Below are 24119 nucleotides of genomic sequence, written 5' to 3' on the forward strand. Positions count from 1 at the left end.
CTGGTAGTGGCCTCGGCCCGGCGTGAGTGTATGCGGGGAGTATATACATATCCTGCCCCGGGTATCAGCGCCACACGGCTTGAGCCGCCGTGTGGTATCGCGTAGTTTCAGGCTCAGTAGAGACGGCTGATTACAAGGGGTGGTTCCAGACATGACCCATGATTGCCAATGCCACTCGGGCAGACGGCGGCTGCGTATCCGCTTTGCGGAGGCGGGGGCCGTGCCCGCGGTGGTGCATACGGCGGCAGCCAAGCTCGGGTGGGAGACGGTGGCCGACGGGCGTTCCTTTGATCTGGAGATCGGGGGAGGGGCGCGCTTTTCCAGCCCGGCGGAGCTGGCGGTCTATCTGCGCGAGATCGCCGCCGAGGCCTTCGATGGGATGGATGCCCAGTGGTTCGACGGTGAGGGGCAGCCGGCAGAACCCCTGTCGAAGAACCTGGCCGGCTTCGATACCAACCCGCTCTATGCCCTGCTGGAGGAGCGGCGGCTGGCCACCTGGTTTCAGCCGGTCTTCGACCACGACCTCCGGGTATGGGGTTACGAATGCCTGGTGCGCGCCCACGACGCGGACGGCGAACTGATCACGCCGGATCGTCTCATCGGCTGGGCGCGGGACGAGAACCTGCTGTTCTACTTCGACCGGATCTGTCGCGAGACCCATGTCGCCAATGCGGCGGTCGCCCAGGCGCCGGCTGATGCCCGCTTTCTCATCAATTTCCTGCCGACCACCATTTACGAGCCCACCGTCTGTCTGCGCACCACGTTGAAGGCCGTGGAGCAGGCGGGACTTGCCAAGGAGCGGGTGATCTTCGAGGTGGTGGAAAGCGAGAAGATCGAGGATGCCGCACACCTGCGCCGCATCCTCGACCATTATCGCGAGAGCGGATTCGGTGTCGCCCTGGACGACCTGGGCACCGGGCATTCCGGCCTGTTCCTGCTGGCCGAGCTCGAGCCGGACCTCATCAAGCTCGACCGCGAACTGGTCGCACGCGTGGCGGACTCGCGCATCCACCGCTCCATCTGCCGCAGCATCATCGATCTCGGCCGGGAGGAGGGGAAGCTGGTGCTGGCCGAAGGGATCGAGACAGCCGAGCAACACGCGATGCTGCTCGAACTGGGGGCCGACCTGTTCCAGGGGTTCTACCTCGGCCGCCCGGCTGCCGAGCCGGCGCTCTCCGCATTGATCGACTGATCCGCTTGCCCTGTCAGGGTGTGACGCCACCCGGTATTTCCCGGCATGCCGGGGCGGTATACTCCCCGCCGTTTCGTCCACCACTGACAAGGAGTTCAAGATGAAAAAGACGCTGATGGCACTGGGCATGATGGCGGCCCTGACTGCCGGCGGACCCGCGCTGGCCGCCGATGGCAGCTACGCATCCGCCAGTCCCTATTTCGGCGCCCAGCTGGGCATTGCCGACGTGGACGGTTTCGACGAGGGGCTGATGGTTGCCGGCACGCTGGGTCTGCCGGCGGATCAGCTGGTTCCCAACCTGGCCTTCGAGGCCGAGCTCGGCATGAGCCTGGTCGACCCCGAGCGCGATGTGGTGGGCGGCACGGTCGAGATCTCCTACTGGTACCTGGCCGGCTTTGGCGTGTACAACGTGCCGCTCAACGGCGACTTCAAGCTGCGCGGCAAGCTCGGCATGGGTTACCTGGATGCCGAGGCCGATGGCCCGGGTGGTTCCGCCTCCGACAGCGACCTGGAGCTGATGTACGGTGTCGGTCTCAGCATCCCGCTGCGTAGCGATCTGCGAGGGCTGGTCGAATACACCCACGTGGAGTCGGATCTCGGACAGCTCTCGGCCGGGGTGCAGTTCAACTTCTGATCGGGTTCTGACTGGTCATATGAAAAAGGCCGGGTTTCTGCCCGGCCTTTTTTATGCCTTGTTCATGCCTCGCCGACGGCGCGTGCCGTATCGACGGCCTCATTTGCCGGGGTCAGGTGCTGCCGCCGGGAGACGAACAGCGCATTGCCTTCCATCGACTTGGCCATGTGCTTGGCATCGGTGGCCAGTGTGGCCACCTCGTGATGGGAGGCGCAGCGTCGGGTATCCGGATTCGCCACGCCCACTGACACACTCAATAATGGGAAGAAGGTAGGCTGTCCCTGCCTGTCGCTGGCCTCGATGCCACCGCGGGCGATGTCGGCCGGCTCGTAGAAATCCATCGTGGCATCGGCAAAGGCATCCAGTATGCGCTGGCAGCGGGCCTGCCAGTCTGTGCTGCGCAGGATGGCGACGAAGTCATCGCCACCGACATGGCCAATGAAGTCATTGCGTGGGTCGAGCTCGGCTTCCAGGATCTGTGCCAGCCGCTTGATGACCTGATCGCCCTTGCTGTAGCCGTAGGTGTCGTTATAGGGCTTGAAATTATCGAGATCGAAATAGGCAATATGGAAGGTGCTGCCTTCCTGCAGCAGGCGATCGATGGTCTCGTAGATCGGCACGTTGCCGGGCAGTTGCGTGAGCGGGTTGGAGTGGCGGGCGTTACGTATCTGCAGGTCGGTGATCTTGCGCAGCAGATCGCGTACATGACCCATGCCGAGGTACTTCCCCTGCTTGCTGATGATGAAGTCATGGCGCATGTCCAGCTGGGGGTTCTCGGTGAGCTTCTGGCTGACGGTTTCCACCGGGGAGTCATGGGGTACGATCATGGGTCTGGAGTCCATGAATTGTTCGATGGGCTTCTTGCCATGCAGTTCGCGGCCATAGCGGCTGGCGAAGAGCTCCAGCATGGTGTCACGGTGCATGATGCCCACCGGGCGTTGCTGACGTAGTACCGGCAGCGACTGCAGCCCCTGTACCATCTGGAACATCTCCGCCACCTGGTTGACGCGTGTGCCAGCATCTACCGATGGCACGCGCACGGCCAGACTTTCGATGGTCTCTGACAGCCGGGGCATACGCTGGTTGCCGCTGCAGTTGCGGCATTGCAGCAGGGCCTCATCCAGCAGCTCCGGCGGCATGGCCTGTGGTCGGCCGAAGTAATAGCCCTGCCCCAGGCGGATACCCATGTTGAACACGGTCTGGTATTCGGCGGGCGTCTCGATGCCCTCGCCAATCACGCGGCAGCCCAGGCCGGCGGCGATGTCGATGATCGAGCGGACGAACTCCTGCTTGACGACGTCTTCATCGATGCCCGCGATGAAGTGCCGGTCGATCTTCACGTAGTCCGGGCGCAGCTCCGACCAGCTGCGCAGGCCCGCGTAGCCCGCACCCAGGTCGTCGATGGCGATCTCGAATCCCATGGCCCGGTAATGGCGCACGGTGTCACGGATCAGGTCGTAATCATCCAGCGGGTATTGCTCCGAGATCTCGATGACGACCGAGCGCGGGCTGATGCCCGCCTGCTCCAGGATGAGCGGCGTCTGGTTGGAGGGGTAGTCGCGTTCCAGCAGGCTGGTTGGGCTGACGTTGAGAAAGAGCTTGCCGGCCAGATCCAGGTGGGCGAACTGCAGGGCGGAGATCTCGCGTGCCAGCAGCTCCACATCGGCGAGCCGGTTGTAGCGGTTGGCTGCTTCGAACAGATTGATCGGGGCATGCAGGCTGCTGTCGGACGGACCGCGGATCAAGGCCTCATAACCCAGCATGCAGCGTTCCTGGAAGTCCACGATGGGCTGGAACAGGGCGCTGAGGGCGCGGGCATCGAGGATGCGATTGAGTTCGGCCTGGGAGGTTGAAGGCATGCAGTCGGCCCGGCATGAGGATGGATGCACAGGGCGTGAACGATACGAAACCACTGTGACAGCGGGATGACGGTGGATGACTCTGTCGTCAGGGCGTGGTCAGCGCTGGCTGGGACTAGTCGGTCGGCAGGCAGGCCGACCAGTCGCGGCTGTCGGCGCCGAAGACGAAGAATTCGGGGTTGAGCAGGCTGTCGCTCGTGTTGTAACGCAGGGGATTCAAGGCGGTATCGGTGACCTGGCCGCCGGCCGCCTCGACCACGCACTGGGCGGCGGCCGTGTCCCACTCGGAGGTGGGGCCCAGGCGCACGTAGAGGTCGGCCGTGCCCTCGGCCACCAGGCAGGACTTGAGTGCGCTGCCCATGCTGATGTGCTTGTGGGGACCGACGTTCTCGAGGAAGCGGCCGAGGCGCGAGCCGGCATGCGACCGGGCGCCTGCCACGACGGGACGGCGGCTGCCCAGCCGGCGGACGTGGATGGGGCGTGGCGGATCGGCCTCGTCCTGGCGATAGGCGGTTCCGCCCTCGATGGCGTAATAACTGGTACCCAGCGCCGGTGCATGCACGATGCCGAGGATCGGCCGGTGGTCGTGCACCAGGGCGATGTTGACCGTGAACTCGTCGTTGCGCTTGATGAATTCGCGCGTGCCGTCCCGCGGGTCGATGAGCCAGTAGGTCTCCCAGCTGGCGCGCTCGCTGACGGGGATGGCCTCGGATTCCTCCGACAGCACGGGGTAGTGCGGCTGCAGGGTGCTCAGGCCGCCGACGATGCAGCGATGGGCCGCCAGGTCGGCGGTGGTCAGCGGGCTGCGGTCGGCCTTTTCCTGCACGTCGAAGCCCTCGCGGTAGACGCGCAGGATCTCGACGCCCGCCTCGCGGGCCAGGGCCAGGGCCTGACGCAGCAGCCCGTCCAGGGTCTCGGCGTCAGGCCTCATGCGGGTTCGCGGGCGAGGCGGTCGCGGGTGAGATAGAGGGCGGCGAGGCTGCGGGCCTCGGTGAAGTCCTCGCGGGCCACCAGTTCGTCGAGCCGGTCCAGCCGCCAGGGCACCACCTCGATCTCCTCGGGCTCGTCGCCCGGCAGGCGCTTCTCGTAGAGTTCGGTGGCCAGCACGATGTGGGTGGTGTGGCCGAGATAGCCCGGGGCGAGGCTCAGGTGGCTGAGGATCTCGAGCCGGCGGGCGCCATAGCCGACCTCCTCCATGATCTCGCGGTTGGCGGCCTCGAGGATGTCTTCGTCCCGCTCGATACGCCCCTTGGGCAGGGCCAGTTCATAGCGGTCGGTACCGCCGGCGTATTCGCGGATGAGCAGCACGGTGTACGGATCGAGCAGTGGGACGATGAGTACGGCACCGAAGCCGGAACTGCGCAGCCGCTCGTATTGCGCGCGGTTGCCGTTGGCGAACTCGAGATCGATCTGCTCGATGCTGAACAGGCGGCTCTCGGCGACGATGCGCTGATCCAGGATACGGGGTTTTTTCTTCTCGGCCATGTGGCGTCAGCCCTCGGGCGCCACCGGCGGGCGCTCAGCAGGTGGATGGTCCGGCACGCTTGCAGCTGTCGAAACGGACCTCGGTCTGCAGTCTTCCTTCGAACCAGGCATTGATCTCGACCCCCTGCGTACTGGATGTCACGTCAAAGCCCTCCTGGCGTGGGGGCTGTATCCCGGCAAAGCGCAGCTGCCGTTCGGGGAGGCGGATGTCCATCGATACCCGCATCGGGTAGTAGCCGTCGAGGAAACGGCGCATGAACGGCCCGTTGCGCAGGGTGTAGCTGCCATCCCCGTTGGCGACCAGGGCGCGCGTCTCGGCCCGCACGCACAGCCGCGCATCCGGGCCGACGTCCTCGAGCTGTACGCTGGCGCCATCTACCCAGGCCCGGCCGATGTTCTCGACCTCGGTGACCTCGAGTCCGCGGCTGCGGTCCTCATTGTACACGACCTGGGCGCGGCGGACGGCGTCGAGGTTCTCGTGGCACTGCAACAGTCCCACCCAGCCGTCCTCCAGGCTGCTGGCGGAGAGTTCGATGGTGTTGTGGTGATGGTGCACCGGCTTGCCCGCGGGCCTGTCGATGAACCGGAGTTCGCCCTCGTTCACCTCCAGGGCGCGGAACTCGCTGTCGTCTTCCAGCCAGGCCTCGTCGGGGTCGGTGGCCAGCAGGGTGGCGGGAAGCAGGCTGAGACTGGCGAGCAGGGGCAGGAATCGGGCGGGCATGGGACACCTCGTCGTTTGCGGCTGACGTACTAGAGGGAGTCGCGAATCCTTCCGGAGTTCCCCGTCTGTTATAGCCAATCCGGCCACGGGCTGCCGGGGCTCGTGTACACTGCGCGCATGGATACCGGAACCATACACCCGTCACCGGCCGGGCTGCCGGCCCCCGACTGGGCGCGCATCCGCACCGTGTTTCTCGACATGGACGGGACGCTGCTCGACCTGCACTTCGACAACCACTTCTGGCTGGAGCACCTGCCGCTGCGCTATGCCGAGGAACACGGCATCAGCGTGACCGAGGCCAAGGGCCGCCTGTATCCGCAGCTGAAGGCGGCGGAAGGCACCCTGTCCTGGTACTGCCTGGACCACTGGAGCCGGGAGCTGGGCCTGGACATCGTGGCCCTCAAGCACGAGGTGGCCCATCTCATCGACGTGCACAGCCACGTGCCGGAATTTCTCGACACCCTGCGCCGGGCGGGCAAGCGCGTGGTGCTGCTCACCAATGCCCATGGCGCCAGTGTCTCGCTCAAGCTCGACTACACGGGCATCGAGGGGCACTTCGACCGGGTGATCACCTCCCATGCCCTTGGGCTGGCCAAGGAGCAGCCGGGGTTCTGGGCCAGGCTCAACACCGTCGAGCCCTACGACCCTGCCACCACCCTCATGGTGGATGACAATCTCAGTGTGCTGGCGGCGGCCCGTGACTACGGGGTGGGCTATCTGCTGGCCGTGCGCCAGCCGGACACGAAGGGGGTGCCGAAGGATACGGCCGACTATCCGGCGGTGGAGGGTGTTGGAGCGATGATCCCCGCGATCGAGGCCGCCGCGACAGGGCGCGGCGGCTGACCCCGACTCAGCCGCGCTCCCACTTCTTGAAGCGTTTCTTGCAGTACTTCAGCAGCGAGGCGTAGTCGGGGAAGTAGAGCTCGAAGCCGTCCTCGGCGGGGGCATCGAACTCGCAGTAGTCGTTGGAATGCTCGCGGCAGATCTCGGGGCGGTTCTCGTAGATGCCGCAGCCGCCATCCGGCAGGAGGTGGGTGCAGCGCGCCTCCACCAGCAGATACCAGCCGTCCTCGTCCTTGTAGGCCGCGATATTCTCGTGCGAGACCTGCCATAGCAGGTGTTCGAAGTCGTACTTGCTCTTCGGGGTGTCGATTTCCTGGGTGATGTAGGTACAGCACTTGGAGTTGGTGCAAAAACCGCACTTGTTCTCCGGCGTGATCTTCACCTTGATGTCCGCGAGTTTCTTCTTGGCCATGCCGTCAGCCATCTTGCCTGTGAGTGGATGGGGCATGATACGCCAGTGCGCCGTTCTGCGCCTGTCCGCGTGGCCTAGTTGCCGATCCAGCGCTGCAGTTCCCCGCGTTGCACCAGCGTGATGCTGCCATCGGTGGCCGGCCGTCCGGCCAGCCTCAGGGCATTGACCAGTGCCGGGTCGGCATCCGGGTGCGGACGCAGCGTCACATTGAGCTGGTAGCGGCTGCCCTGGGTGAGCCGGAACTGGCCGCGTGCACTCAGTGGTTCTTCGCTGCTGGTGATGGTCCCGGTCACGATCTTGCCGGTGGTGGTGAAGTCGACAGTGAAATCGCCAAGTTCCAGCTCGCCGGGGAAGGTGAGGGCTGCCTGTTGCAGTCTGAGCTGCCCCTCGACCAACGTGATGCCGGTGGCATCGGCATGCGCATGGTCGATGCGCCCGGTGAGCTGGCCGCGGGTGGGAGCGAGGCCGGGCGGTCGCGAGGTGATGGCCAGTACGTCCAGCGTGAGGTCGAGCTCGCTGATGTCCAGTTCGGACTCGTTGACCCAGACATGCGCTCGAGCCTTCCCCAGCGGGCCGTCGAACTGCATGTTCGCACCCAGCCGCCCGATGAGCAGGGGCAGGATATCCAGTTGCCATCTGACGTCACCCAACGGGCCGCGGCGCCAGGTTTGCATTGCGGGCGCGCAGGCGCGCCACTTCCACGGCAGCGGACTGCATCCAGGAGAAGCTCGCGCGCTGGGCGGCGACGCTGGTCTCCAACTGCGTGATCTGGCGCTGTAGCGGCGCCCATGCCAGCACATAGAAGAGCAGGGGCAGGGCGACGGCAGCGCCCGCGATCAGTATGCGTCGGTCCCGCGGGCTGAGCTGGTCGATCCATGTCCTCATCGTGTCTGCTCCACGTTGAGCCGGCCGACGACGCGGCTGCCCTGGGTGTCCACGGACTGCAGGCTGGCATTCAGGCCATTGGCCTGAATGGACTGCTTGATCTGTTCCAGTGTGCCCGCGTCGCCCGTCTCGAGTTCGAGCTCAAGCCGGCCGTTGCGGAAGGTGATCAGGTTGATGCGCACCTCGTCCAGATCCGTGATCGCCCCTCCGGCGGTATCCAGCATGGTCAGGAAGGAGGTGCCCGTGCCCCCACGCATGCTGGCCCGGAAGGTTTCGAGGCGCTGCTCCATCAGCAGCCGGGGGTCCGGCACCCGGCTGGCATCCGGGAAGGTGTCCAGGTAGAGCGTGCGCATGGCGCCCTGGTACTCGGCTCTGAGATGCCTGAGTTCGCTGTACTGCAGGAGGTCCTGGGCAAAGGTCAGCAACAGCCAGCCGGCAGCCAGTGCGGCAGCAATCCACCAGGGGGCGTGACGACGTGCCAGACGCCTGGAGCGGAAGGCGCCCTGCAGCAGGTTGAGCGGTGGATAACGTCCCCATGCGGCGGGGATCAGCGTCAGCGGATTGCCCGTGCAGGGCTGCTCTTTCACCGGGGTGCCGGCTGGCCGGGGAATGGGGGTCCGGGTCTCGCCACAGCGCCAGACGTCGAGGCCCGCCGGGGTGGTGCTGGCCGCCTCCAGTGCCGTCAGCAGCAGGGGCTCGAACGCCCTGTCGTCGGCGACGAGGCCGCAGGCGGGCCCGGTGCGCAGCAGCCCGCGCCGGCCCTCGAGCAGCAGGCTGACGTGCCCCTCGGTCAAGGGCAGTGCAAGGACATCCGGCACCAATGCATGGGGGTAGAGGCCGTTGCTCTCGAGACTGGTGAGCCAGGCCTGCAGGCGTTCCCGGGAAACCACGGCGACGGGTACCGGGTCGTTGTCCTCCGCCTTGCCGAAGGCGAAGTGCAGGTTCTCGACGTCCTCGGCGAGCTCGTCCTCCAGTACGTAGGGTGTCGCGCGGTTCAGTTCCCGGCGGTTGGGGATGGTCACCTCGGTGAGCAGGACGTCCTCCGACGGAACCAGCCAGAGCAGCCGTGCATCCTCGCAGGTACGCGCCAGTTCGGCGAAGCGGCCCTCGCCGAAGCGCGGCTCGCCGCTGGACGGATCGACACGCCATTGCAGCAGGTCAGGATCATGCGGATGCTGACGGGCGATCACGGTATCCATGGCGTCAGAAGAGCTCCTGGCGACGATGCAGGATTTTCAGTGTACCGCTTTCCTCGCGTCGTATCAGGCTGGACAACGATAGTTCGGCGCTGGCGAAACGCACCTGGCTGTACAGGGCGAAATGGCGCGAGCTGACGCTCAGGCCGGTGCGCTCGATGCCCGAACCCTTGACTGCCGGCAGGGCGAAGAGGGCGTCGACCGAGGCAAAGGGTGTCGCGGCCCTGGCCTCGAGGACCGAGGTGATCGCGTCTTCAGGGATGCCGATGGCGGCAAGCAGCTCGGGCGAGGCCGTGTTGATATTGATGGGCGTGGCGTCGGGCAGGGCGGTGACCTGTGACGCGAGGCGCTGATAGCCCTCCTCGTCGATGCCTGCCACCAGCCGCAATTCCGTCGTGCTCAGCATGCGTGCATTGGGCGGCAGGTAGGACGGGTCTAGGCGGGTATAGCTGTCGTCCTCCGCACCGTACGTGCCCTGGGGTTCGCGGTCGGCATCGATCCAGTCGACGATGGCCGCAGCCAGTTCCGGGGACAGCTCCAGCGTCGCCAGCAACCGCTCCAGACGGGCGAGCGCGACGCCGTCGAGCTTGCCGTCGGCGGTGAGCAGGCTGTTGAGATTGAAGCGTCCCTGCAGGTCGATGATCTGGCCGGCAATCATGGCCTGGTCGGAGAGGGCCAGGCTGGCGGGCTGTGCCCAGGCCTCGTCTGGCGAATCGACCCCGGGGTCATCCTCCATGAGCGCAATCAGCGCCAGACCCTCGGCGGCGTGCACGTATTCCATCGCCTGGTCGTGTGCCAGCAGGTTGTGGCTCTGGCGAATACCGAGTTGCTGGTCGAAGGCGAGAAAGGCCGCGGCGGAAACGGCTACGGCCACCACGGCCATGGCCGTGATGAGTGCGACACCCTGCTGTCGAGGTGCGTGACCCTGCATCATGTTCCCACCTGCAGCAGTCGCTGTATCGGGCCCCAGCGCGGATGGTCGATGTTCAGCTGCACGGCGCGCGGCAGGGCGTTCGGGTCGACTGCATCCGCTGGCGGCCAGTCGCTGACCCATTGCCCGTCGGTCGTCAGGAAGCGGACGTCCGTCTCCCTTGTGCCTTCCAGCATCACGGCGGTGGACGCCGTATCCGCCTGCGCGCCGTCGACATGCACCCAGCTCAGGCGCAACAGCCGGTCGCCGTCCAGCACATAGCTCAGGCGCAGCAGTTCGCTGCGGGGGGTGGCGGCGGGGTTGGGCCAGCCGCTTCGTGTAAAGGTGAAGAGCGTGCCCGTACCGGGTCCGCCGAACCAGGCCGGCTGCGTGTCGCCAAGGCTGTCCCGGGAAGGGCGTGCCACCGCATGGGCGAGGTCGCGCTCGAGCATCAGCATGTCGCGCTGCAGCAGCATGAGGTCCTCGCTCATGGCGTCGACCTCGGCCCGGGTGTCGAGTATGGCCACCAGGCCCACCTGGATGATCCCGGCCATGATCGCAAAGATCGCAACCGAGACCAGAAGCTCCAGCAGGGTGAATCCCTGCATGTGCCGCCCCCCGGTCATCGGCGATTGCCTGCGGCGGCAGGGGTGGTGGGTTGCGGCTGCAGCAGATAGGTCTCGAGACGGGTGCGCACGGTATCGCGCGGGTCCGCTTCCAGGCGCACCGTGATCTCGATGCGGCGCAGGCGTGCATCCTCGGTACTGTGCACATTGCGCTCCCAGTACCAGTCGCGCCCGGCGAGCTGCAGCGTGCCGCGTTGCTCCCCGGGGCGTGGCCACTCCTGGTGTATGCGCAGTCCGGTGAGGTGGTCACGGGCGATCCAGTGCGCGAAGCTGGCGATCTGCATGGCATCGGTATTGCTTACCGCCTGCAGCGTGGTGCGTTGTACGGCCGCCAGTGCCACGGCCACCACCGCCAGTGCGACCAGCAGTTCGATCAGGGTGAAACCAGCGGGCCGGCGCATCGGGCTACGGCTCCCGTGTCAGGGACAGATGCCCCAGGGCGTCGCCGCTCAGACTGATCTGTCGGTCGTCGGTGAAGAACTCGACGGTAAAGGGTTGCATCTCTCCGGAGGACAGGATGAAGACCTGGGGCTGGTCAACCCGGCTGCCACTGAACGCGATGCGGATGCCGTCCAGATAGACCTCTGCCCGTACCGGATCGGCATAGCGGTGCGGCATCAGCAGGCGGTCGCCGGTATAGGGCACCCAGGCCCGGTCGCGATCCAGCAGCTGAAACTGATATCCGGACGGGTCGAAGCTGAGTGCCAGCTGGCGATTGTAGAGCATGGCATCCTGCTGGGCGTAGGTGATGACGGCCTTCAGGCGGTGGCCTTCCTGTTCGAGTTTTTCGCCGGCGGAGTCGAACAGGGTCAGCGAAACGCTGCCGATGATGATCGCCATGATGACGGTGACCACCAGTATTTCGATCAGGGTAAAACCGCGCGCGTGAAACATGGCCTGCTGATGGCTGCCTATTCGAGATTCCAGTTGCCGATATCGTCGTCGCTGGGCTGCTGGTCGGGCCCCAGAGAATAGATGTCGATCTCGCCGCGCTGCCCCGGATTGAGATAGAGGTAGGGATTGCCCCAGGGATCGTTGGGCAGACGCTTGATGTACCCCCCCGTCTTCCAGTTGCGCGGTTCGGGCATGCCGGTGGGCTTTTCGATCAGGGCCTGCAGCCCCTGGTCGGTGCTGGGGTAGTGGAAGTTGTTGGCACGGTAGATCTCCAGGGCGCTTTCCAGCGTGCGGATGTCGGTCTTGGCACGCGTGATGGCGGCCCTCTCCGGCTCGTCTACCACGTTGGGGATGATGGCCGCGGCGAGGATGGCGAGGATCACCACCACCACGATCACCTCGATGAGCGTGAAGCCGTGCTGGTGCCTGCCGCACGACGGTGAGATTGCATGAGTCTGTTGCATGACGGATGTTCCTTCTGGTTGCATTAGCCGAACATCTGCTGGCTTTCGAAGATGGGCAGCAGAATGGCCAGTACGATCAATAGCACCACACCGCCCATGGCGATGATCAGCAGCGGCTCGAATACGCCGAGTGCCATGGCGATCGTGGCGTCGGTCTCGCGTTCCTGCTGGGTGGCAGCGCGCTCCAGCATGTTGTCCAGTTCGCCACTGCTTTCACCGCTGGCGATGAGATGAATGGTCATGGGCGGGAAGTGCCCCGCGTCCTCGAGGGCGCGGTGAATGGCCGTGCCTTCCCGCACCCTGACGGCAACCTGCTCGACCGCAGTGCGCATCGGCAGGTTGCTGATTACCTGGGCCGAGATCTGCAGCGCCTGCAGGATCGGTACGCCACTGGCGGCGAGGATGCTCAGGGTGCGCGCAAAACGGGCGGCATTGAGACCGCGTACCAGTGCGCCGAACAGCGGCAGGCGCAGCTGCAGTGCATGGACGCGGTGACGGAAGGCCGGGCGCCTCATCAGCCGGAAGAAGCCTGCAATCAGCAGGGCGGCGGCGATCAGCAGCACAATCCCCCAGTCGCGGGCAATGTCGCTGCTGGCGAGCAGTGCGCGGGTGAGCAGCGGGAGTTCCTGTCCCAGGTTGTCGAAGACCTCGACCACCTTGGGCACCACGAAACCGAGCAGGCCGGCGAGGACCGCGAGCGCCATGATGCTGAGCAGGGCTGGATAGAGCATGGCCTGTACCAGCCGCTGATGCATGCTCTGGCGTGATTCGGTGTAGTCGGCCAGGCGTTCGAGTACCGCATCGAGATAGCCCGACTCCTCGCCGGCGGCGACCGTGGCGCGATAGAGCTCGGGAAAGGCCTGCGGGTAATCGGCCAGCCCGCTCGCCAGTGGGTGGCCTTCCACCACGCGGGCCCGCACGGCCAGGATGATGCCTTTCACGCTGCGCCGATGCGTCTGTCGCGAGATGGTGGCCAGCGCCTCCTCGAGAGGCGAGCCGGCATGCAGCAGCGTCGCGAGCTGTCGGGTGAACAGCGCCAGGTCGGCGGCCGTCATCTTCTTGCGCCACAGGTGCCCGCCGATCCCCGCAGGCTGCTCGCGCCGTTCCACCGGGCTGACATCCAGCGGCGTGAGCCCGCCTTCGCGCAGCAGCTGGCGCACCTGGTGGGCATTGTCCCCCTCCATCACGCCGCGTTCCTTGCGGCCGGTGGGTTTGAGTGCGGTGTATGCGAAGGCGGGCATGGGTGGCGTCCTACTCGTCTTCGCGTGTCACGCGCAGCACTTCTTCCAGCGTGGTGTCACCGGCCAGTACGCGGCGCAGGCCGTCCTGCCGGATGCTGGGGGCGATGTCGCGGGCATGCCGTTCCAGCGCATGTTCGGCCGCGCCGTCGTGAATCAGGCGGCGTAATGTCGAGTCGACGGGGACCAGCTCGTAGATGCCGGTGCGGCCGCTGTAACCGGTGTGATTGCACTCCGGGCAGCCGACGGCACGGTAAAGGGTCGGCGGGTCCTGCGGGTCCGCCTTGAGCAGCCCGCATTCCGTGGTGTCCGCCGGGTAGGGTTGGCGACACTGCCTGCAGAGGGTGCGAACGAGCCGTTGGGCAAGCATGCCGAGCAGTGTGGAGGCGAGCAGATAGGGCTCCACGCCCATGTCCCGCAGTCGGGTGATCGCGCCCACGGCCGTGTTGGTATGCAGGGTGGAAAACACCAGGTGGCCGGTGAGGCTCGCCTGGATGGCGATGTGTACGGTTTCGATGTCACGGATCTCGCCAACCATGACCACGTCCGGGTCCTGGCGCAGGATGGCGCGCAGCCCCCGGGCAAAGCTCATATCGACCTTGCTGTTGACCTGGGTCTGGCCGATGCCGTCGATGAAGTACTCGATGGGGTCTTCCACCGTCAGGATATTGCGGCTGCTGTCGTTCAGGTGAGCCAGTGCTGCGTACAGCGTGGTGGTCTTGCCGGAGCCGGTGGGGCCGGTGACGAGCAGTATCCCGTGGGGTTTGGCGATGAGCTCCCTGAGGCGTTCATGGGTTTGCGGGTCCATGCCCAGGCGACCGAGTTCGAGCCGGCCGGCCTGCTTGTCGAGCAGGCGCAGCACGATGCGTTCTCCGTACCCCGACGGCAGGGTGGAGACGCGCACATCGATTGGATGCCCGGCGACCTTGAGCGAGATGCGCCCGTCCTGTGGCAGACGTTTTTCGGCGATGTCGAGCCGCGCCATGACCTTGATACGCGAGGTGATCAGCGGACCGAGGGCGCGCGGTGGTTCGAGGATCTCATGCAGCACGCCATCGACGCGCAGGCGCACCACCAGACGGTCCTCGAAACTCTCGATATGGATGTCCGAGGCATTTTCCTTGACGGCCTGGGTGAGGATGGCGTTGATGAGGCGAATGATGGGGGCGTCATCCTCGGATTCGAGCAGGTCCTCCGGTTCCGGCAGGGAGGCCGCGACGCTGTTCAGGTCGAGCTCCTCACCCAGGTCGCTCATCATGGCCTGCGCACCGTCATCGGCCAGCTGATAGAGCTCCGCCAGGCGGGTGTCGAATTGCGCGGCATCGATGGGGCGGAGCTCTATCGGCTGGCCGAGGAAGCGGCGCAGCTCCGCGATCAGGCGTGGTTTCGGCCGGTCGCGATGATAAATGATGAACGCGCCATCGGCTGCCCGCTCCACCAGCAGGCCATGACGCCTGGCGAAGCCATAGGGCGGGCGTTGAGATGTCCCGCTTGAAGTGTCGGCGGCTGCGCTCATGTCGTGTTCAGGGCTCGATGCGTGGCGTGGTCAGAATGTCCTCGAGTCCGGTTTCCTTCGGGCGCAGTACCTCGGGCGGCGGCAGCTGGGTCACCAGTTCCTCCAGGTCGGGGAATACCGCCCGGGAGTCGCGGATCAGGCCGCGCTCGCCAATCCCCGCCTCGAGCTGGCGGGCGCGCAGGTAGTCGTACTTGCGGTTGGTGTATTCACCCGCCTCTACCGAGTCCTTGATGATCGCGGGATGAATGAAGACCATCAGGTTCTGCTTGATCTTCTGGGTGCTGTCGTAGCGGAACAGCCGCCCGAGCAGCGGGATATCGCCGAGCAGCGGCACCTTTTCCTGCCGGTCGCGGAAGCTGTCCTCGATCAGCCCGCCGAGGACGAGGATCTGTCCGTCCTCGACGGTAACGGTGGTGCGCAGGGCCCGCTTGTTGGTGATCAGGTCGGCGGCCGAGGCCGCAGAACTGGCGATGCTGGAGACCTCCTGTTCGATGGCGAGCTTGATCCGGTTGCCCTCATTGACCTGGGGCGTGACGCGCAGACTCAGCCCCACATCCTGGCGCTGGATGGTCTGGAAGGGGTTGGTGACGGAGCCGGTGGTGCCGGTGGTGGTGTAGCTGCCGGTGACGAAGGGCACGTTCTGCCCGACCACGATCTCGGCCTCCTCGTTGTCGGTGGTCACCAGCGTTGGCGTGGAGAGGATGTTGGTGGCGGCATCGCCGGCCAGGGCGCGCAGCACCATTGCCCAGTTGGTGCGCCCGTCGCGCAGATCGCCGACGCCGAGCAACAGGCCCACCGGCGGGGTGGCGGTGCCGCGCGCCACACTCAGGGCCGTCTCGGCAAGACCGCCGACGTTGCTCACGGCAACCGGACCGCTATCGTCGCCGCGCTCCGTGCCGTCCACCGCCCAGGCCACGCCGAGATCGCGCGACAAATCGGTAGAGACCTCGGCAATGACCGCCTCGACCAGCACCTGGGCACGCGGAATGTCGAGCTGGCGCACCACCGAGGCGATGTTGCGCTGCATGTCGGCGGGGGCGGTAATGATCAGTGCGTTGTTGGTCTGGTCGGCCTGGATGTCGATCTCCTGGCTGGAAGCCGGCGGCTTGGCCTGCTGCCCCTGTTGCTGCTGGGACTTGGCCGTGCCCTGCAGTACCGCGACCAGCTCCTCTGCCTTGGCATACTTGAGGAAGATGACCTGGGTGCCGCCATAGGCCTCGAGCGGGGTGTCGAGGTGGGCGATCAGTCCCCGGATGCGCAGGCGCGCCGGGCGGTCGCCGGACAGCAGGATGGAGTTGGTACGGTCGTCGGCGGCCAGGATCGGTTTGCCGGGTGCACCCTGGCCAGGCTGCTCGCTCTGGCTCAGGGAATTCACGATGCGCACGATCTCGCCGGCCGAGGCATGTCGCAGCTGTATTACCTCGATCTCCTCGCTCTCGGAGCGATCGATACGGCGCACGATCTCGACCAGGCGGTCGATGTTGGCGGCACGATCCGAGATTACCAGGACGTTGGTCGCGGGGTAGGCGGCCAGGTGGCCCTGCTGGGGGACCAGCGGGCGCAGGATGGGTACGAGCTGTGCGGCGGGTACATGCCGGATCTGCAGCACACGCGTGACGAGTTCGTCGCCGGTGCCGGGACTGGCCTCGCTGACCGTGGGGACCGGCCCCTGGCGGGCATTGGCATCGGGCACGATCTTGATGACCTCCCCTACCGGCACGGCGGCGTAGCCGTGGACCTAGAGGATGGAGAGGAAGACCTGGTAGAGCTCCTCCTTTTCCATCGGCCGTGCGGTGATGACGGTGACGTTGGCCTTGACCCGCGGATCGACGACGAAGTTGCGGCCGGTGACGCGCGAAACCGTGTCCACCAGGGTGCGGATGTCTGCGTCCTTGAGGTTGAGGCTGGCCTCGGCCTGCGCCTGTGCGGCGAGGGGCAGCGTCGCGACACAGCACAACAGCAGCAGTCCGGCAACCGAGCGCAATGTGGTCATATCGAGTCTGTCATTCCGGTTCGGGGGCTGCATCTGCGCCCCTGGGTGGTTACTTGCCGATACTGGCCTGTATGGTTTGTATCGATCCATCGCGCAGCACCGTCACGTTGAGCACGCTGGCCGTGGCCAGCTGGCGCAGCACGGTGACACCGGCCTCCGGCCTGTTCAGTGCGATGCCGTTGACCTCGGTGACCACGTCGCCCGGCCTGAGGCCCGCCTGCTCGAACAGCGGCAAGGGCTGCCTCGGTGTCAGGCGATAGCCGATCATGCGGTCGCCGTCCATCACCGGGTCGGCGGCGATGGACTCGGCCAGGCGTGCCGGGTTGCGCAAGGCGTCGTTACGATAGCGCTGTAACTGGATCGCGACATTGTCCTGTGTCATTTCGGCCGCATTGGGGCCGCCGATACCCAGTGCGCTGTCGAGTGTCTCCAGCGGCAGTTTCAGGGTTTCCAGCTGGCCGTTACGCTCGAGAATGACGCGGTCGGGATAGACCGATCGCAGTGTGGCATTGCCCGGCAGGGTATCGCCGACGCCGTACAGGGTCGCCTGCCGCTGGCCCGGGATGATGATCGCCAGGGCGGAGGCGTCGCCGGTGGCAAAGACGCCGACGAGCTTCAGGTCGAGCCGGGTCTCCGGTGCGTCGGCCGGCGTGTCGCCCAGGACCTCGGCGGTGCCGAACAGGTGCTTGAGTGCCAGCGGGATGGCCGGGTTCTGCGCCTGGACACGGGAGGTCTCTGCCGGCGTAGGTGCCGGCATGACGACTTCGATCGGCGGGTGGGGGGTGACGAGTTGCCAGGTCAAACCGGACAGGGTCCTGGCCAGCAGGATCAGCACGGCCAGCACTGCCAGGCGGAACAGCCAGGGTTCGTGGCGCAGCCAGTTGCTGAATTGCGTGGACGTCATTTCACGGGTGTCGGCAGGTTGCGTATGAGGTCCAGGCGGATCAGGTGGTCGGTGTCGTTCTCGTCACGCGCCCGCAGATAGCGGCGCTGGTCCCGTTCGATGATCTCCCGCGGCTGGAGCGTACCGAGAAAGGCCTGGCTGCCTTCTTCCGCGGCCCACTGCAGCTTGAGTTTTTCGCCGCAGAGGATGGCGATTTCGAGGCGCTCCTCGACGTGGGCCGGCACGGGCGTATAGGGTTTCATGGTCTGGTCTGTCGTCTGTGGCTATGGTTGATCATAGTCGGTGCCTCGGGGCTTTTTGAAGCCTGCCGGATCGTGCAGCCCCAGTTCGGCAAAGGCCGCACGGCGTTTGTCGCACTGTGGACAGGCGCCGCATTGCTGTGGGTATCCGAGCAGGCAGCTGTAACTGTGACCATAGTCTACGCCGAGCTCGAGGCCCAGCGCGATGATCTCGCTCTTGCTGCGATCGAGCAGCGGGGTGGTGATGTCGATGGCATCCAGTGTCCGTGCCAGCGCCCGCAGGTGATCGACAAAGGCGCTGGAGGCACTGGCATAGGCGGCGGTGTCCTCGCGGTTGAGGGCCAGGGCGACGGCCGTGGCCTGCTGCTGTGCCGCAAAACTGATGGCGAGGCTGGCGATCACCAGGTTGCGATGCGGCAGCGGCACGTGCAGCCGTCGCTCCTGGCCGGCGCGAAAGCCCTCCCCCACGGCGGCCATGTCCAGTTCGCGCAGGGACAGACCGAGTGCGGCGCACTGGGCCCGGGCCGCCTCCCGCTCGCGTGCAGCGGCGCGCTGGCCGTAATCGATGAACAGCGGATGGACGCGGTCCTTGCGGTGGAGCAGGTGCAGCAGCGTCGCGCTTTCGATGCCTCCGCTGAGCAGCAGCACGGAACCCTCGCGGCCGGTTGTGTCAAATGGGCTGTGCAGGCGGGTTTCCTCCATGGTGGATCCTGTGATGTCGGCCGGTCTGTCAGGCAGGACGATTTGTGCGAAGATAATGCACCTGCGGCGCCGCCCTGCGCGTCACCCAGAGTATCTCAGTTGATGAATGATTCGATCCACAATTTCTCGGCGGGCTTCTTCCCGGGCCAGCTCGTGCGCCACCGGCTGTTCGGCTATCGCGGCGTGGTCTACGATGTCGATCCCGTATTCGATGAAAGCGATGCATGGTACGAGGCGATGGCCGGTACCCGTCCCCCCCGGGACCGTCCCTGGTACCGGGTGCTGGTCGACGGCCAGCCGGTGACGACCTATGTCGCCGAGCGCAACCTGGAGGCGGATGACAGCGCCATGCCCGTCAATCATCCCCTCGTCGAGGCCTTTTTCACCGGGTTTGAAGCCGGTGTCTACCATCTGCGCGTGAGTACGAACTGACCATGCTGGGTGCGATCAGGCAGTTTTTCGCCGAACAGCTGGGGGCGGCCGATGGCAGGGCCGACGATGCCCATACCCTGCACATGGCGTCGGCCATGCTGTTGCTGGAGGTGAGCCGGGCGGATTTTTCCGTCGAGGCGGCGGAGCTGGCTGTGGTCGCCGGCATCCTGCGACGCCAGTTCGGGTTCTCCGCGCGGGAGGTCGACGAGCTCGTCGAGCTGGCCCTGCGGCACAGTGACGAGACGCATTCGATCCATCCTTTTCTGCGGCTGCTCAACGAGCACTGCGATGCCGGCGAGAAGGAGCGGATGATCGAGGACCTTTGGCGCGTGGCCTACGCGGACGACCGGTTGGACAAGTACGAGGAGCATCAGATACGCAAGATCGCGGATCTGCTGTACGTCCCGCATGCCAACTTCATTCGCACCAAGCACCGTGTCCAGGCCGGGGAGTGAGCATGGTCCGCTGACCCTGTGTTAACCACCCGATGGTGACCCCATTGGCATGCCAGCAACGAAAAAGGGGCCCTGGGGCCCCTTTTTCGTTGCTGGCGAGGACGGACCTCAGACCATGTCTTTCAGCCCCTTGAGCGGCTGCACCTTCACGACCTTGCGGGCCGGCTTGGCCTTGAACACGGTCTCTTCGCCGGTGAAGGGGTTGATGCCCTTGCGTGCCTTGGTGGCCGGCTTCTTGATGACCTTGATCTTCATGAGGCCCGGCACGGTGAAGGCACCCGGACCGCGGGCCTTCAGGTTCTTGCCGATCATGCCGTTCAGCGAATCGAACACGGCGCTCACGTCCTTGCGGGTGAGGCCCGTTTCGCCGGCGATATGGTTTAGAATTTCGGACTTGGTCGGCGGCTTGGCAACGGCGCTGGCGGTTGCGGTTTTTTTCTTAGCGGCCTTTTTCTTTGCAGCCATTGGCAACTCCTTCGGATGGTTTGACGGCGACTTGCCGGGTAAGGTCGGGGAAAAGATAGCACGCTGTCTGCGTGGGTGCGAGTGATAATATGCTTGTATATAAGTGTTTTCTTCAATTCGACGGGGTGTCGGCATGGACCTGCTGACGCTCTGTCTCACGGCCTTTGCCTCGGGACTGCTCGGTGGCGTGCACTGCGTGGGCATGTGCGGCGGCGTGGTGGGCGCCATGACCTTCGGCCTGCCGGAGCAGGAGCGGCGGCCCGGTGGCCGTTTGCTGCTGTTCCTGGCCGGCTACAATCTCGGCCGTATCGCGAGCTACATGCTGGCGGGCCTGATCGTCGGTGGTGTCGCCGGTCTGGCGGTGGATCTCGTCGACCTGCGCACGGCGACCATGGTGCTGCTGCTGCTGGCGGGCATCTTCATGCTCCTGCTCGGGCTGTATCTGGCAGGATGGTGGCGGGGGCTGGCGCAGATCGAACGTCTGGGTGGTCTGCTGTGGCGCCGCATCGAGCCGCTGGCGCGCCGTCTGATGATCGTGCGTACCCCCTGGCAGACGCTGCCCATGGGCCTGGTCTGGGGCTGGCTGCCCTGCGGGCTCGTCTATAGCGCGTTGATCCTCGCGTTGGCGGCCGGCGGGCCGCTGGAGGGGGCGCTGGTGATGCTGAGCTTCGGCCTGGGCACCCTGCCCAACCTGATGCTGATCGGCGTGTTCGCGGCCCAGCTCTCCCGCTTTACGCGCAACCCGCGGGTGCGGGTCGTGGCCGGCCTGCTGGTGATGGGCTTCGGGGTGTATTACCTGGGACTGGCGTTGACCGGTTCGCTGCCGGCCTGAGCCGGCCGCGGGTGATCCCGCGGCCGGACTGTCTCAGTTGACGAAGAACTGCTGGCGGAAGCTCAGGGTTCCTCGCGGCCCGCCCTCCGGCACCACCTCCACCGTGAAGTCCACCGTCTCGCCGTCCACGATGCGGAAGTCGGCGATGTAGTAGATGGAGTCCTGGTCGACGATCTCGCGCACGGTCATCGGCTTGACCTGCTGGTTGAGATTCACCGCGCGCACGCTGATCTGGGCCTTGACCGGCTGGTTGGGCACGCCGGCCGTGCGCTTCAGCACGGAGAAGGTCACCATGGCGCGGTTGGCACTGCGCTGGATGTCGTAGGCCCGCGCCGTTTCCGGGGCGAGGAAGTCGGTGCCCAGGGCGTTGTAGTGGACGACGAAGTCACCGATCTCCTGGAACTTCTCGGCCTGGGCGGCCGGGACGAGGGCGATGAGCAGGAACAGGACGAAAGCCGAGATGCGCCTGGCGTGAGTCATGGGCGGATCCTCCGTTGCTTGTTGTTATGTATGGAGTGTAGGCGAAGATTCATCCCCCGCCAGCCGCTGCAGTGATCAGCCGCGGCAGAAGCGGTACAGGGCGATCTCGCCAAGCAGGTTGGGCATGACGTGCATGCCGTGATGGCGGCGATGCGCGGCGTCCACCACCTCGCGCTGCAAGATGTGTATGCCGCGCTCGCGGCACAGGGCCTCGAAGTCGCGGATGGTGCACAGGTGGATGTTGGGCGTGTCATACCAGGCGTTGGGCAGGGTGCGGGAGACCGGCATGCGGCCCCTGAATGCCAGATGCAGCCGGTTCTTCCAGTGGCCCATGTTGGGGAAGGTGACGATGCCTTCGCGGCCGACGCGCAGCATCTCGTCGAGCAGGCGTTCGGGATGCGTCATCGCCTGCAGGGTCTGCGACATGATGACGTAGTCGAAGGAGTCCTCGTCGAAGAACACGGACAGCCCGTCGTCCAGGTCGGTCTGGATGACGTTCACCCCCTTGTCGATGCAGGCGACGATGTTGTCGTCGTCGATCTCCAGGCCGTAGCCGGTGACGTCGCGCTGCGTTTCCAGGTGGGCGAGCAGCGTGCCGTCGCCGCAGCCCAGGTCCAGCACCCGCGAGCCCGGCTCGATCCATTCGGCGATGATGGCCAGATCGGGACGCATCAGCCGATCTCCTCTTCGACGCGGCGCATGTAGCTGTACAGCACCTTCATGTACTGCGGGATCGGCAGCAGGAAGGCATCGTGGCCGTGGTGGGCCTCCACCTCGGCATAGCTCACCACCCGGTCGGCATCCAGCAGGGCACGGGTGATCTCGCGCGAACGCTGCGGCGCGAAGCGCCAGTCGCTGGTGAAGGACACCACCAGGAACTCCGCGCTGGCACGGCGGAAGGCCTCGGCCAGGTCGCCCTCGTAGTCGTGCGCCGGGTCGAAGTAGTCCAGCGCCTTGGTCATGAGCAGGTAGGTGTTGGCGTCGAAGCGCTCGACGAAGGACTCGCCCTGGTAGCGCAGGTAGCTCTCGATCTGGAACTCGACGTCGAAGCCGAAGTTGATCTTGCCCTCGCGCAGGTCGCGGCCGAACTTGGCGCGCATGGCCTCGTCCGAGAGGTAGGTGATGTGGCCGAGCATGCGCGCCAGGCGCAGGCCGCGACGCGGCACTGTGTCGTGGGCGTAGAAATGCCCCTCGTGGAATTCCGGGTCGGTGAGGATGGCCTGGCGGGCCACCTCGTTGAAGGCGATGTTCTGTGCCGAGAGCTTGGGCGCGGCGGCGATGACGATGGCGTGGCGCAGACGCTCGGGCAGATCGATGGCCCACTGCATCACCTGCATGCCACCGAGGCTGCCGCCGATCACGGCGGCCCACTGTGCGATGCCGAGCGTGTCGGCCAGGCGCGCCTGGCTCTTCACCCAGTCCTTGACCGTGACGATGGGGAAGTCGGCCCCCCATTCCCTGCCGGTCGCGGGGTTGACCTGGTTGGGGCCGCTCGAGCCCTTGCAGCCGCCCAGGTTGTTGAGCGAGACGATGAAGTACTTGCGGGTGTCGAACGGCTTGCCCGGGCCGATGCAGCTGTCCCACCAGCCGGGCTTGCGGTCTTCCATGCGGTGATAGCCGGCGGCATGGTGGTCGCCGGACAGGGCATGGCAGATCAGGATGGCGTTGGAGCGGTCGGCGTTGAGCTCGCCGTAGGTCTCGTAGACGAGATCGTATTCCACGAGCGCACGCCCGCATTCCAGCTCGAGCGGCTGGTCGAAATGCAGCGTCTGGGGGGATACCAGGCCGACGGAATCGGCGGGTATGGTCTCCGGCATCGTGGGAATCGTGTGTCTGGCTGGGAAAAAAGTCGTCTGAGTCTAATGATGGGGTCCGGCGGATGCAACCGGACTCCTGTCGGTGCCGGGGATGACCGGTGGCAGCCGCCGCGGTGCGCGGATGCGCAGGCGCTTGTCGCGGCCGGTCTCGCCGGCCAGCAGCTCGATGCTCCCCCGGGGCACCCCGAAGGCCCTGGCGAGGAAGGCCGTCAGTGCGGCATTCGCCTGGCCGTCCACCGGCGGCGCCGTGAGCCGGACCTTGAGCCGGTCGCCCAGCACCTCGGCGAAGCCGTCGCGGCTGGCGCGCGGCTGCACCTTCAGCTTGAGGATGAGGTCGCCGTCCTCCCAGCGGAAGAAGGCGCCGGCATCCTCAGACATAGCCGACCAGGTGATCCAGTATCCGCAGGCCGATGAACAGGAGCAGGATCGCGATCATCGGCGTGATGTCGATCATGCCGAACGGCGGGATCACGCGGCGCAGCGGACGCATCAGCGGCTCGGTGAGGCTCCAGGCCAGGGAGGCGGCCGGGTTGCGGCTGCCGGGGCGACCCAGCTGACGATGACCTGGATGAAGATGGCGGCGATGAAGACCCACACGCCCAGGCGCGCCAGCTGCACCACCGAGGCCAGCAGGATCGCCCCGACGGGGGTCGGGCGGCCGTGGAGCAGGAGCAGCAGCGTGAGCTCGATGGCCTGCAGCAGCAGCATGAGCAGGATGGCGGCGGTGTCGATGCGGCCGATCGGCGGGATCACGCGGCGCAGCGGCACTAGGATCGGGTTGGTGACGCTGACGATGGCCTGCGAGAGCGGGTTGTAGAAGTCCGCGCGTACCCAGGCCAGCAGGAAACGCAGCATCACGAAGACGATCAGGAAGGAAAACAGGAACTGGATCAGCAGGGATCCGATGTCTTGCCCGAGATTCATG

33 protein-coding genes are annotated in these 24119 nt (G+C 65.8%); 6 read left to right on the forward strand and 27 right to left on the reverse strand.

Annotated elements, in window-relative coordinates; translation table 11 throughout:
- Positions 1-151: 151 nt before the first annotated feature.
- Together HUJ28_13045 and HUJ28_13050 are read left to right on the forward strand one after the other, a co-directional pair.
- Positions 152-1192: an EAL domain-containing protein gene (locus HUJ28_13045; protein ID MBD3620391.1), complete on the forward strand. Its 1041-nt coding sequence runs from the start codon at positions 152-154 to the stop codon at positions 1190-1192.
- A 100-nt stretch (positions 1193-1292) separates the two neighbouring features.
- Positions 1293-1826 carry a porin family protein gene (locus tag HUJ28_13050; GenBank protein ID MBD3620392.1) on the forward strand — a complete coding sequence of 178 codons (534 nt, stop codon included), beginning with the start codon at positions 1293-1295 and terminating at the stop codon, positions 1824-1826.
- Between the two features lie 62 nt (positions 1827-1888).
- On the opposite strand, the gene HUJ28_13055 is transcribed toward HUJ28_13050, so the two are convergent.
- From HUJ28_13055 to HUJ28_13070, 4 genes are all read right to left on the reverse strand, one after another.
- Positions 1889-3685 carry a GGDEF domain-containing protein gene (locus HUJ28_13055; protein ID MBD3620393.1) on the reverse strand — a complete coding sequence of 599 codons (1797 nt, stop codon included), beginning with the start codon at positions 3683-3685 and terminating at the stop codon, positions 1889-1891.
- Positions 3686-3800: 115 nt separating this feature from the next.
- Complete coding sequence (cysQ, locus tag HUJ28_13060; GenBank protein ID MBD3620394.1) at positions 3801-4616, reverse strand: 3'(2'),5'-bisphosphate nucleotidase CysQ; 816 nt, start codon at positions 4614-4616, stop codon at positions 3801-3803.
- Positions 4613-5170 carry an ADP compounds hydrolase NudE gene (gene nudE, locus HUJ28_13065; protein ID MBD3620395.1) on the reverse strand — a complete coding sequence of 186 codons (558 nt, stop codon included), beginning with the start codon at positions 5168-5170 and terminating at the stop codon, positions 4613-4615. The genes cysQ and nudE overlap by 4 nt, the downstream gene beginning before the upstream one ends.
- 34 nt (positions 5171-5204) lie before the next feature.
- On the reverse strand, positions 5205-5891 hold the full coding sequence (locus HUJ28_13070; protein MBD3620396.1) for an alpha/beta hydrolase: 687 nt from the start codon (positions 5889-5891) through the stop codon (positions 5205-5207).
- Between the two features lie 117 nt (positions 5892-6008).
- Between HUJ28_13070 and yrfG the strand changes: the two genes are divergently transcribed.
- Positions 6009-6734: a GMP/IMP nucleotidase gene (gene yrfG / locus HUJ28_13075; GenBank protein ID MBD3620397.1), complete on the forward strand. Its 726-nt coding sequence runs from the start codon at positions 6009-6011 to the stop codon at positions 6732-6734.
- A 7-nt stretch (positions 6735-6741) separates the two neighbouring features.
- Here yrfG and HUJ28_13080 read toward each other — a convergent pair whose 3' ends face one another.
- The 16 genes from HUJ28_13080 to HUJ28_13155 all read right to left on the reverse strand — a co-directional run bounded on the left by HUJ28_13080 (position 6742) and on the right by HUJ28_13155 (position 18713).
- A complete protein-coding gene (locus tag HUJ28_13080) occupies positions 6742-7158 on the reverse strand; it encodes a YkgJ family cysteine cluster protein (protein MBD3620398.1) in 417 nt (138 codons plus the stop codon).
- Between the two features lie 62 nt (positions 7159-7220).
- Positions 7221-7820, reverse strand: a complete 600-nt coding sequence (locus HUJ28_13085; GenBank protein MBD3620399.1) for a type II secretion system protein N — start codon at positions 7818-7820, stop codon at positions 7221-7223.
- Positions 7789-8031, reverse strand: coding sequence for a type II secretion system protein M (locus tag HUJ28_13090; protein ID MBD3620400.1), 243 nt, complete (start codon positions 8029-8031; stop codon positions 7789-7791). The genes HUJ28_13085 and HUJ28_13090 overlap by 32 nt, the downstream gene beginning before the upstream one ends.
- On the reverse strand, positions 8028-9230 hold the full coding sequence (locus tag HUJ28_13095) for a hypothetical protein (GenBank protein MBD3620401.1): 1203 nt from the start codon (positions 9228-9230) through the stop codon (positions 8028-8030). The genes HUJ28_13090 and HUJ28_13095 overlap by 4 nt, the downstream gene beginning before the upstream one ends.
- Positions 9231-9234: 4 nt before the next feature.
- On the reverse strand, positions 9235-10161 hold the full coding sequence (gene gspK / locus HUJ28_13100) for a type II secretion system minor pseudopilin GspK (GenBank protein MBD3620402.1): 927 nt from the start codon (positions 10159-10161) through the stop codon (positions 9235-9237).
- Positions 10158-10745, reverse strand: coding sequence for a type II secretion system minor pseudopilin GspJ (gene gspJ, locus HUJ28_13105; GenBank protein ID MBD3620403.1), 588 nt, complete (start codon positions 10743-10745; stop codon positions 10158-10160). Before gspJ ends, gspK begins: the two co-directional genes overlap by 4 nt.
- A 14-nt stretch (positions 10746-10759) precedes the next feature.
- A complete protein-coding gene (gene gspI, locus HUJ28_13110) occupies positions 10760-11164 on the reverse strand; it encodes a type II secretion system minor pseudopilin GspI (GenBank protein MBD3620404.1) in 405 nt (134 codons plus the stop codon).
- A 4-nt stretch (positions 11165-11168) separates the two neighbouring features.
- Complete coding sequence (gene gspH, locus HUJ28_13115; protein ID MBD3620405.1) at positions 11169-11657, reverse strand: type II secretion system minor pseudopilin GspH; 489 nt, start codon at positions 11655-11657, stop codon at positions 11169-11171.
- A 17-nt stretch (positions 11658-11674) separates the two neighbouring features.
- Positions 11675-12121, reverse strand: coding sequence for a type II secretion system major pseudopilin GspG (gene gspG / locus HUJ28_13120; GenBank protein ID MBD3620406.1), 447 nt, complete (start codon positions 12119-12121; stop codon positions 11675-11677).
- A gap of 23 nt (positions 12122-12144) precedes the next feature.
- Positions 12145-13362 carry a type II secretion system inner membrane protein GspF gene (gspF, locus tag HUJ28_13125; protein MBD3620407.1) on the reverse strand — a complete coding sequence of 406 codons (1218 nt, stop codon included), beginning with the start codon at positions 13360-13362 and terminating at the stop codon, positions 12145-12147.
- A gap of 10 nt (positions 13363-13372) precedes the next feature.
- A complete protein-coding gene (gene gspE / locus HUJ28_13130) occupies positions 13373-14875 on the reverse strand; it encodes a type II secretion system ATPase GspE (GenBank protein MBD3620408.1) in 1503 nt (500 codons plus the stop codon).
- A gap of 7 nt (positions 14876-14882) precedes the next feature.
- Positions 14883-16595 (reverse strand): type II secretion system secretin GspD, encoded by a 1713-nt coding sequence (gspD, locus tag HUJ28_13135; GenBank protein ID MBD3620409.1) that lies wholly within the window; start codon positions 16593-16595, stop codon positions 14883-14885.
- Between the two features lie 18 nt (positions 16596-16613).
- Positions 16614-16868, reverse strand: a complete 255-nt coding sequence (locus HUJ28_13140; GenBank protein ID MBD3620410.1) for a hypothetical protein — start codon at positions 16866-16868, stop codon at positions 16614-16616.
- A 49-nt stretch (positions 16869-16917) separates the two neighbouring features.
- Positions 16918-17772, reverse strand: coding sequence for a type II secretion system protein GspC (gspC, locus tag HUJ28_13145; GenBank protein ID MBD3620411.1), 855 nt, complete (start codon positions 17770-17772; stop codon positions 16918-16920).
- On the reverse strand, positions 17769-18014 hold the full coding sequence (locus HUJ28_13150) for a hypothetical protein (protein ID MBD3620412.1): 246 nt from the start codon (positions 18012-18014) through the stop codon (positions 17769-17771). Before HUJ28_13150 ends, gspC begins: the two co-directional genes overlap by 4 nt.
- Before the next feature lie 21 nt (positions 18015-18035).
- Positions 18036-18713, reverse strand: coding sequence for a 7-cyano-7-deazaguanine synthase (locus tag HUJ28_13155; GenBank protein ID MBD3620413.1), 678 nt, complete (start codon positions 18711-18713; stop codon positions 18036-18038).
- Positions 18714-18815: 102 nt separating this feature from the next.
- On the opposite strand from HUJ28_13155, the gene hspQ reads away from it, so the two are divergent.
- Both hspQ and HUJ28_13165 read left to right on the forward strand, forming a co-directional pair.
- Positions 18816-19145 (forward strand): heat shock protein HspQ, encoded by a 330-nt coding sequence (hspQ, locus tag HUJ28_13160; protein ID MBD3620414.1) that lies wholly within the window; start codon positions 18816-18818, stop codon positions 19143-19145.
- Between the two features lie 2 nt (positions 19146-19147).
- Positions 19148-19600 (forward strand): TerB family tellurite resistance protein, encoded by a 453-nt coding sequence (locus HUJ28_13165; protein MBD3620415.1) that lies wholly within the window; start codon positions 19148-19150, stop codon positions 19598-19600.
- Between the two features lie 108 nt (positions 19601-19708).
- On the opposite strand, the gene HUJ28_13170 is transcribed toward HUJ28_13165, so the two are convergent.
- Positions 19709-20065 (reverse strand): HU family DNA-binding protein, encoded by a 357-nt coding sequence (locus HUJ28_13170; GenBank protein MBD3620416.1) that lies wholly within the window; start codon positions 20063-20065, stop codon positions 19709-19711.
- Between the two features lie 133 nt (positions 20066-20198).
- On the opposite strand from HUJ28_13170, the gene HUJ28_13175 reads away from it, so the two are divergent.
- On the forward strand, positions 20199-20897 hold the full coding sequence (locus HUJ28_13175; protein ID MBD3620417.1) for a sulfite exporter TauE/SafE family protein: 699 nt from the start codon (positions 20199-20201) through the stop codon (positions 20895-20897).
- 33 nt (positions 20898-20930) lie between these two features.
- Here HUJ28_13175 and HUJ28_13180 read toward each other — a convergent pair whose 3' ends face one another.
- From HUJ28_13180 to HUJ28_13205, 6 genes are all read right to left on the reverse strand, one after another.
- Positions 20931-21377, reverse strand: coding sequence for a DUF4426 domain-containing protein (locus HUJ28_13180; protein ID MBD3620418.1), 447 nt, complete (start codon positions 21375-21377; stop codon positions 20931-20933).
- Between the two features lie 75 nt (positions 21378-21452).
- Positions 21453-22049 (reverse strand): methionine biosynthesis protein MetW, encoded by a 597-nt coding sequence (gene metW / locus HUJ28_13185; protein ID MBD3620419.1) that lies wholly within the window; start codon positions 22047-22049, stop codon positions 21453-21455.
- Positions 22049-23194 (reverse strand): homoserine O-acetyltransferase, encoded by a 1146-nt coding sequence (locus HUJ28_13190; protein MBD3620420.1) that lies wholly within the window; start codon positions 23192-23194, stop codon positions 22049-22051. Before HUJ28_13190 ends, metW begins: the two co-directional genes overlap by 1 nt.
- 42 nt (positions 23195-23236) lie before the next feature.
- A complete protein-coding gene (locus tag HUJ28_13195) occupies positions 23237-23572 on the reverse strand; it encodes a YggU family protein (GenBank protein ID MBD3620421.1) in 336 nt (111 codons plus the stop codon).
- The gene (locus HUJ28_13200; protein ID MBD3620422.1) at positions 23565-23789 is read right to left on the reverse strand and encodes a YggT family protein; all 225 of its coding nucleotides are present in this window, start codon (positions 23787-23789) and stop codon (positions 23565-23567) included. The genes HUJ28_13195 and HUJ28_13200 overlap by 8 nt, the downstream gene beginning before the upstream one ends.
- On the reverse strand, positions 23684-24118 hold the full coding sequence (locus HUJ28_13205) for a YggT family protein (GenBank protein MBD3620423.1): 435 nt from the start codon (positions 24116-24118) through the stop codon (positions 23684-23686). The genes HUJ28_13200 and HUJ28_13205 overlap by 106 nt, the downstream gene beginning before the upstream one ends.
- Position 24119 lies beyond the last annotated feature (1 nt).

Source organism: Chromatiales bacterium, assembly GCA_014762505.1.
GTDB lineage: Bacteria > Pseudomonadota > Gammaproteobacteria > SpSt-1174 > SpSt-1174 > SpSt-1174.